Source organism: Paenibacillus prosopidis (assembly GCF_003337375.1).
GTDB classification, from domain to species: Bacteria; Bacillota; Bacilli; order Paenibacillales; family Paenibacillaceae; genus Pristimantibacillus; species Pristimantibacillus prosopidis.
The window spans coordinates 1-1,420 of record NZ_QPJD01000077.1 but is presented as its reverse complement, the minus strand read 5'-3'; the positions used below and the strand labels follow the sequence as shown (position 1 = coordinate 1,420).

The 1,420-nt window shown below is 37.7% G+C and carries 2 protein-coding genes; both read left to right on the top strand.

The annotated features are described in order from the left end of the window. The first annotated feature begins 267 nt into the window (after nt 1-267). Nucleotides 268-576 (top strand): hypothetical protein, encoded by a 309-nt coding sequence (locus tag DFP97_RS30345; RefSeq protein WP_114384373.1) that lies wholly within the window; start codon nt 268-270, stop codon nt 574-576. Nucleotides 577-768: 192 nt separating this feature from the next. Next, nucleotides 769-1,215 carry a DUF1801 domain-containing protein gene (locus DFP97_RS30340; protein ID WP_114384372.1) on the top strand — a complete coding sequence of 149 codons (447 nt, stop codon included), beginning with the start codon at nt 769-771 and terminating at the stop codon, nt 1,213-1,215. Nucleotides 1,216-1,420: the final 205 nt, after the last annotated feature.

Genomic DNA, 1,420 nt, shown 5'->3' with positions numbered 1-1,420 from the left:
GATAGAGTTCAAGGTGGTTATAAACTTAACTTTAAAGGTGATCTTGCAACACGGTTATTTTCTCTAGTGCATCGTGTTGTGAGTAGATTTGGTGGATTTTCATATGATTTTATCTGAAGATGTTTCAGCTAACGAGGAGCGATAGTTCAATAAGATCAGGGAGCAGACCGCCACGGCAGCTGCTCCCTTTCCCATTGAAGTAACGGGCAGGAGTGCAGTAAGATATTGGAATGAGTTTGTGTTAATCTTGTTTGAGGAGGGATTTTAATGAACGATAATTTTGTTAAAGTAGTTTTAATGGGAATACTTATTTGTCTTGCTGTAATTGCATTTAAACCAACTGAAAAGTACATTCAATCCCCAACGCCAAATGTAAGTGTGGATAGTAAGAATAGGTTCATACAAATAGCTCCGAATACGATTGGTGTAGTTGACACAGGGCATAACACTGGAAAAGAACAGTTGGTTGTTTTCGAATACGATAGTGAAAACCAGGCATTCAAAGTAGTTAGTTCATTGGATTATCAAGAGATTTTTACACACCCCGAAGAACACGGAATACCAATAAGGAAATAAAAATTCATTGCACTAACGGATACGATAGTTCCAAAACCCACAGAGAGGCTGCCGCGAAAACGCAGGATGTACAGCGAAACAAGTCTTGGGCAGGGTGAAGAGTTAAGCTAACTGGAGGATAGTAGAGCACTCATAACGAACAATATATGAAGAAGAGGATACCATTAAATGGTGGGAGTGAGAAGATAAAACATGACAACAAATAAGAAATCAGCAGAAGCAACTGGTAAGAAACCAATAAAACTGTCCGGTCCTCAACAAGTAGTTGAATTTTTTAATAATCTTGAACATCCCCTTAAGAAGGAAATCGAGGAAGTTCGAAAAATCATTTTAAGCACTAATGAATCTATTACTGAACATATAAAATGGAATGCGCCGAGTTTTTGTTTTAATAATGAAGATCGAGTGACCTTTAATTTGCAAGGAAAAGGTTTTTTTCGGCTTGTTTTTCATTGCGGAGCAAAGGTAAAAGATCATGCTGTGAATGAGAATCTGTTTGAAGACACTACTGGGTTATTAGATTGGGTTACCACCGACAGAGCTATAATAAAATTAACTGATATGAACGATGTGGAATCTAAGAAAGAGAAACTTGCAACAGTTGTAGCTAAGTGGATTGAAGTGACGTGTTCGAAGTAAGATTCTTAAATTCACTTGATATCAGACCAGGTTTTTGTTTAAATCAATCGACCTCAGATACCATTTGCAAAAGGCGCTAAGCCCTAGAATCCCAGTCCCTCCAATGTTGAGCTCCCTCAGAGAATAAGGTTTTTCTCACGAATGCTCGCTCATTCGCAGAATTTCACATGTATGTTTAAATAGGAGTTTAAAGGATTACATGAGA

Bases quoted from the DNA above. Each gene is read 5' to 3' on its own strand.
- DFP97_RS30345 (WP_114384373.1), top strand. From the start codon at position 268: ATGAACGATAATTTTGTTAAAGTAGTTTTAATGGGAATACTTATTTGT.
- DFP97_RS30340 (WP_114384372.1), top strand. From the start codon at position 769: ATGACAACAAATAAGAAATCAGCAGAAGCAACTGGTAAGAAACCAATA.